The sequence below is a fragment of the Deltaproteobacteria bacterium genome (genome assembly GCA_020845775.1).
Taxonomy (GTDB): Bacteria; Bdellovibrionota_C; UBA2361; order SZUA-149; family JADLFC01; genus JADLFC01.
This window is the reverse complement of sequence record JADLFC010000121.1, coordinates 53,657-60,684: the sequence shown is the minus strand read 5'-3', so window position 1 is coordinate 60,684 and position 7,028 is coordinate 53,657. Positions and strand designations below refer to the sequence as shown.

Below are 7,028 nucleotides of genomic sequence, written 5' to 3'. Positions count from 1 at the left end.
TATAGCATTTACAAAAAGGATTTTTGTAAATGCTATAAACAGCAAGTGCGTAAGCACTTGCCAATAAACAACAAATACCGTTTCCAAAAAGTAAAATATTTAACTTACTTTTTGGAAACGGTATAAATTTCTTGTTTTTGTGGCAGATGCTATATTTTGCAAAACCAGGGCAGTTTGCCTGTTTATGCGGTCTTTCTTGTTATACTTTTTGGAAACGGTATAGCGATTGGCGTTTTTAATGAATATCCTCGTTTTGGCATCAAATGTTCCTGTCACGCCGAGTATGCCTGGTTCTCCCAGGCTTTTTTATTTTTGTAAACTCTTGGCCAAACACAATAGACTACATTTGATGTATCTAAAAAAAACAGAAGAGTTAAGTAGCTGGTTCCGTTCGGAGATAGATGGAGCAGATATTTTTGAAACTATAGAGGAGTGGCCAGTTTTATCTTGCGGCAATTGGTGGGATCGGCAGTGGCACAGAATTCACCAGGTGGCATCTTTAGTAAGCAAGTATTCGAATCCAGCCTATCATCGCGCTACAGCGGATATGGTTAAGCGGTTCTTAGAAGTTAGTGGAGCGGCATTGGTGTACGTGGATGGTTTGGAGATGATGCAGTATTTGCCCGAAGATAACCGCTTGCCGATAATTTTGGATGCTTGCGACTGCTTGTCGCTTTTAGTCAGAAGACAGGCGCAAAATGAGGCCAGGTTGACAAAGAGACTGTTGTTGTATTTAGAAAGTTTGTCCTTAGAGAGATATGAAAAATGGGCGGCGCGAATGGCGACGCGGATAGCGGCAATTTCGTCTAATGATGCTAAATCCTTTAAGCAAAACGTGCCAACTGCGAATCTTGCGGTGATACCTCACGGAATAGATACGGAGTATTTTAGGCCCCTAGACGCGAACAAGTGCGGATGCAGGGTGGTTTTTACAGGAGTAATGTCGTATGGGCCAAACAGCGATGCGGCTTTGTACTTTTGTAAGTCGATCCTACCCTTAATAAAGGAACGCATTCCTGGAGTTGAGGTTTGGATAATTGGTCAGAATCCCCCCTCAGAGGTACAAGCGCTGCACGATGGGACAAGCCTTGTGGTGACTGGAACAGTTCGGGATGTTAGGCCTCATATAGCTGAAGCAAGCGTCTACGTCTGTCCTTTAAGGTGGGGCACTGGTGTGAAGAATAAGATTTTAACGGCTATGGCAATGAAAATACCAGTTGTAGCTACATCGATAAGCATGGAAGGCATTGAGGCAGTGGCTGGGAAAGATATTGTCATCGCAGACACCGCAGAAAAATTTGCGGAAGAAGTCGTAAATTTGCTGGAAAACCGCGATCGGCAAATTCAACTCGCGGAGAGTGCTTATAATTTGGTTAAAGAAAAGTATTCCTGGAAGACCGTTGCAACTGCGTTTGTCGATTTAGTTGAGGAAGTTAGTGAGGTCAATAGTCAGAGTCAGCTAGCTCGAGGAACGGGGAGCCTCGAAGCTTAGAGCAATGAAAAAACTCGCACTAAATATTACAAATAACGCCAAAAGTAAGTACATGAGAACCGTTGCCACTCTCGAACCAGCCTGGGCAAATCCATCGGCTCTTTTAGTATAAAAAAAGGCCATAGATAAAAGACTTGGCAGTATGTAACGAAAGTCGCTCGCGGGCGCGACAGAGGTCTTTACGCGATAGCAGAGTATAAAGATAAAAGGGATTAAAATATTTAGTAACATGGGATAAAAAAAAGGCCCGCGCCTTCGCGTTAAGCACAGTAACTCGTAGATGGTGCAAGGAATGATTAATAGCAACATGGCACTTATAGCTTGAGCAATGTATTTACATGTCGGTGGAGTATCAGCGTATTTCCACTCTCCAAATAAACTGGTTTTTAAAAAGGTAGTTAAGAAATATTGTCGTCCTGCCTCGTCCTGCCAGGTGTCAGCAAATGGATTAGACAAAAAAGCGATGACATCAAAATAAAAAAAATTAAGAAAATCATTTCGGATTCTGAGCTCGGGATTCATAAAGCGCAGTGAATCGCCTAAGAGCCAATCTGTTCCACTTGCTCCGTGCTGCAACTGCCAGTAGAAATTGTCTCCGAAACTTAGTGCTACGCCAAGCAATAATATAACAAAAATACTAACTCCAGTTCCATAGTTGTCTTTACAAATATCTCGCCTGCGGATCGCTAAAAGCATGGCTGCGAGAACAATTGAAACTAATATTAGGCCATTTGCCTTCGTCAATGTGGATAAAGCAGCAAATATTGACGCAATTACGAGATTAGTTGGCTTATTGCTAAAAAAATATTTTAGAACAAAGTAAAACCCAATACTATAAATCGCGTAGTAAGAGGCGTCATTTCCTATGCGCGTAGAATGCAAAATGCTCGAAGGCCAGAATATTACAAAGCTGTTTGCTAGAATTTGTGAATGCGTAGAGGCAAAAAGCAGATGAAAACATTTTGCGGCCACGATGAGAAATATCATGGCAAAGGCAAGTGACAGGAGTTGAAGAGATAACACTTGCTGCGAAAATTCGAGAGAAGAAGTAATCTTAAAAATAGCTGCTGCCAAACAATAGTAAAGCGGCGGCTGGTGATATTCCCAGCTCTCCAATGGATTCGGAAGGCTCAAAGTCGTTGCAACATGAGTTATGTAGTCGAGATGTCCCGTCGGCAAAGTGACGTCATACATCCGCTCATCGTAGTCAGTATAGCTTAGATAAAATAGCCGTAAGAAAAACCCTAGAACCAAGAGGCAGGATACTGCTAACGGAAGGCCCTGTCTGCTACTATTAAAAGCACAGTCCTCACGCATACTTAAAGAATTTAGTATCTTTTTCGACAAATTTGCAGCATGGGTGTATATAGTCATGACAGTTGGTTATGATACGCGTGCCATTATAAACCTTTCAAAGCTTAGAGGAGTAAATATGAAAAGGTCTATTAAATTCTTGATATTAGTTTGTTTTTTGTTGGGCATCAATGCCTCGGCTTTTGCTGAGCGGCAGTCGACTTTTAGCAACTCACCGGAGGTTGTTAAGAACGGATTGGATGAAAAGGCGCATACGGTAAGACAGGCTGAGCTTTTTTCTTCCCTATCGGCTGATTTCCCAAGGGATATTGATAATGTGCCAGTCACTGTGACGCTAACTGAGGAAGAGAGAAGTGAGTTAGCAAAACCACAGCCGCGAGGTGGAGTGCCTTTACGCGTTGGGTTGGTAAAGTCTATTCCTACTTTAATTAGCATTGCGGGATTGGCTGATGGTCAACCTAATGCTGGCGTGATTCGCCAAACTAAGGGCGGCGGACTAATTTGGGCGGCGTCAATTAAATCGCCAGAAGCTCAGGCATTGCGATTGCATTTTGTCGATTTTTCTTTGCCTGATGGTGTCAAGCTTTACGTCTTTAGCAGAGGTGGAGATGTTCGAGGGCCTTATGAGGCTAAAGGTCCGAATGGGGATGGGGATTTTTGGACTGGCGCTATTTTCTCTGAACGCATAAGTGTTGTTGTAAAGTTTCAAACGCTCCCAACTAAAGAGGATTTGAAGAAAGTTAAATTTACCCTTAGCGACTTAGGTTATATTGGCAGGAATTTTCTTAACTCTAAAGAGCTGTCCGAATGGTCGTCCGGACAATGTGGAAATGAGGATTGCGTAATTGATGCTAACTGTGCTGACCTCGGCCCAGCTGCGAATGCAGCGCGAGCAGTGGCGAAGATGGAATGGATTGCTGGGTTTTACATTTATAGTTGCACAGGAGGGCTTATTGCCGATACGAATGATAGCACTCAAGAAAAGTTGTTTCTCACTGCTAATCATTGTTTGAGTACAAGCAATAGCACACTTGAGACTTACTTTAATTACACCACAGATGTCTGTAACGGAACTTGTCCCGTTAACCCAGCGCCATACACAACTGGCGCTACAGTGTTAGCGACTGGGGCAGATGCAGACTTTACTTTGCTTAAGCTAGGTAACGGTGGCCTTCCAATTGGAGCCGTGTTTTTGGGTTGGAATGCGTCGGCTATTGCTTTCTCTAATGGAGCAAATTTGTATCGCGTGAGTAATCCAAATTTTGGCCCACAGGTTTATTCGCATCATCAGGTAAGCACGACAGCAGCTACCTGCTGGGAATGGCCTAGGGGAGATCGCATTTATAGTAGAGATATAGACGGAGCTATAGATGGTGGAAGTAGCGGTTCGCCAGTAGTCAATGCAAACGGCGAGGTTGTTGGGCAGCTTTCCGGTTGCTGTGGGTATAACTGCAATGACGTATGCGACTCAGTTTCCAATGCAACTGTAGATGGAGCATTGGCTGCTTATTACAGTCAGGTTGCAGAGTTTTTGGATCCTTCGACTGGAGGATGCACTGCAAATGCTGAATGCGATGACGGACTATTTTGCAATGGCGCTGAGTTATGCGTAAGTGGCGATTGCCAGCCCGGCAGCAATCCGTGCGTTGGACAGGCTTGTGATGAAAGTCTAAATGTCTGCACGGGGTGCACATTAAAGGCGAAAGGCGAGTCATGCACAACTAATGCCGAGTGCTGTTCTGGGAGGTGTAAGGGGAAAAAAGGTAGAAAGACCTGCGCCTAGGTAAAGGCAAAGTGCGCGGATGGGCATTTATGTTATTTATGCCCATCCGCATTCATAAGCACCTATTCTATCAATGTTGCGAGTAGGGTTTTTCGCAAGCAATATTAGCAAAGTTAGCACCTGACAGAAAAAGGCTAGTGACGACTTTGGGTTTTGTATAGTAGCCAGAAGTTTTAGTCGTTTTTTGCCTAATTACTAGCACCTCAACGTCATCCTGATAGGAAAATTCAGTTATAGTGTTTGAGAGAGCGGCATAAGATGTCGTGCCCCAGTCATTTAGGCCATAGCCTTTCTTAGCTAAGAGGACTACATAAAAGTAAATGTAGGACGAGCCTTGAACGACATTTAGCGCAATTTGTGCTTGTAAACCCAGAAAATCCGGATGTGATTTCTTAGGCTTTAAAATAAGCTTAACGTCTGAAGGCAAGGCCTTGTCTTTGTCTTCTTCGACTAAGAGTGAAACGCTTATTTCATCGTTCGGTATCTCTCCAGCTGTCTTTTTCAGCAATTCAAGAAAGCAATCTACTTTTAGAATCAGGTTTGCTTGCGTTAAAATCGTCCGCACGCCTGTTATCCAATGTGGAAGAAATAGGAGTGCTAGATTGACAGTTAATAATTGAATCCAAATGATACGTTCCTCTATTGCATATAGGTAAGCATATCCACAGATCCCGGCGATTATCAAGAAAGTCAGCAGTCCAAAGCCATTGGTAATATCGATAAGACTTCTGTCCCAAATCTTTATTTTTTTGCTAAGCGATTTGATTTCTAGGAGTTTTTCCCTGGTAGCTCGCTGCCACTGGGAGTTTGGTTTAAAGGAACCAAAATCGACGTTGTTGTCGTAACCCTTAGTTAAGAGAAATAGATTTCCGACAGCCACTAAAACAATTCCAGGAAAAAAATACATAGTTAGAACCTGAAGTGAGAAACCTGCAACAATAGCCAAGAATGACAGGATTACTCGCTTGGCGTAACCAAGTGAAGGAAAAAGACGAAATACCACAATTGCCGACTTAGATGTAGGGAGCGACATTGTTGCAAGCATCAATTAGTGTCTCCTAAAGTTTTTGTGAGCTCCTCGTATCCTTGATTCCGCCAGTAAAGGGGACATGCGCCGTTACATATGTGAAAGTGCTCGCACTTTTTGCAAGCGTCGTGCGCTAAATCTTTCTTGCGAAATTGCGCTGATCTAGATGACTTCCACAAGGTCGAAAAATCTTCGGAAAGAAAATCCCCCAAATTTTCGTCATATGAAGCGCAGGGTAAAAGTGCTCCATTAGCGCCGATAGAAATAAGCCCGTCGCAGGCACTGCAACCCTTGTTCCCAAGTCCATTTACAATCGAGTTAAACATACACATGGGAACCGGCGAGTACCACATGAATTCCACGCCAACTTTTTCGCTTTCGTCCCGAATGCGCTCTATGTATGGCCCTATCTCAGAATACGGCACTACCATCTCATCGTTAAGCTCACCGCTTCCGGTGGGGATCATGAGATTCATACTAAAGCGATTGCAACCTAAGATGTCTCTTGCGAAACGCGGGAACTCTAGGCATTCTGCTAAGTTTATTCGATTGATAGTTGTATTGGAATGCGTAAATATCCCAGCTTCCCTTAAATGGCGCACTGCAGCAACGGATTTAGCAAATGAGCTCGCCTGCACAATTTCATTGTGAGTATCAGCATTGACTCCTTCAACGCTTACTTGAGCCGAGTCCAACCCGCTTTCCTTTAGGGCTTGAGCGTATTTTTCTGTAATGCGAGAGCCATTTGTAATTAGGTTTACTCTCATTCCAAGCGTTTTTGCGTAGGAGATGTAGTCGAAAAGCTCGCTCACGAGCGTAGGCTCTCCGCCTGTAAAACTAACTGACGGCACTTTTGCATCGTTAAAGAGTTTATGAATAACCTTCTTTATGTTTGCCGAACTGAGTTCATGCTTGCTGCCTACTGGATTAGTCGTGCAGTTGCAGCCAGCGTAGCAGAATTTACATCGAAGGTTACAGCGATACGTAAGCGCGATTTCTGACAAAACTGGATACTCACTAAAACTCATGTCGAAAGGAAGGATCTCCACTGCGGGCATATGGACAAGAGGATCCAGCTTGTTTTCCAAATGCAATCTAACGGCTCGCAGGAATTCTTCAAGCTGTTTTAATTTAGCTACATCGGAATCAACCGCCCTAAGGAGTTCATGTAGCTTATGGCCCTCCAATAGGAATTTCAAAAATTTAGCGCCCGATGGATTTAACTTTACCGCGTTGTTGGGGCGCTTTATTAAAATGTTATCTTCTGTTCTAACGAAAACGTATGGCCGAACATTTTCTATGAACTCATCGACCCAAGAAAGGTTAATGCCGCTAATCACTTCGTCAAGGTTAGGGTTCTGCTTAGAAGGCTTAGTAAACCGTTTAAAAACTCTCGTCAGCATAGAACTGTC

5 protein-coding genes are annotated in these 7,028 nt (G+C 43.5%); 2 read left to right on the top strand and 3 right to left on the bottom strand.

Annotated elements, in window-relative coordinates:
* The first annotated feature begins 238 nt into the window (after positions 1-238).
* Entirely contained in the window at positions 239-1,492 is a 1,254-nt protein-coding gene (locus tag IT291_08215) for a glycosyltransferase (GenBank protein ID MCC6221206.1), read from the top strand.
* Here the strand turns inward: IT291_08215 and IT291_08210 are convergent.
* On the bottom strand, positions 1,460-2,809 hold the full coding sequence (locus IT291_08210) for a glycosyltransferase family 39 protein (protein MCC6221205.1): 1,350 nt from the start codon (positions 2,807-2,809) through the stop codon (positions 1,460-1,462). The genes IT291_08215 and IT291_08210 overlap by 33 nt on opposite strands.
* 115 nt (positions 2,810-2,924) lie before the next feature.
* On the opposite strand from IT291_08210, the gene IT291_08205 reads away from it, so the two are divergent.
* Entirely contained in the window at positions 2,925-4,589 is a 1,665-nt protein-coding gene (locus IT291_08205) for a trypsin-like peptidase domain-containing protein (protein ID MCC6221204.1), read from the top strand.
* Between the two features lie 70 nt (positions 4,590-4,659).
* Here the strand turns inward: IT291_08205 and IT291_08200 are convergent, their stop codons facing one another.
* Positions 4,660-5,637 carry a hypothetical protein gene (locus tag IT291_08200; protein ID MCC6221203.1) on the bottom strand — a complete coding sequence of 326 codons (978 nt, stop codon included), beginning with the start codon at positions 5,635-5,637 and terminating at the stop codon, positions 4,660-4,662.
* Entirely contained in the window at positions 5,634-7,019 is a 1,386-nt protein-coding gene (locus IT291_08195; protein ID MCC6221202.1) for a radical SAM protein, read from the bottom strand. The genes IT291_08200 and IT291_08195 overlap by 4 nt, the downstream gene beginning before the upstream one ends.
* Between the last annotated feature and the right edge of the window lie 9 nt (positions 7,020-7,028).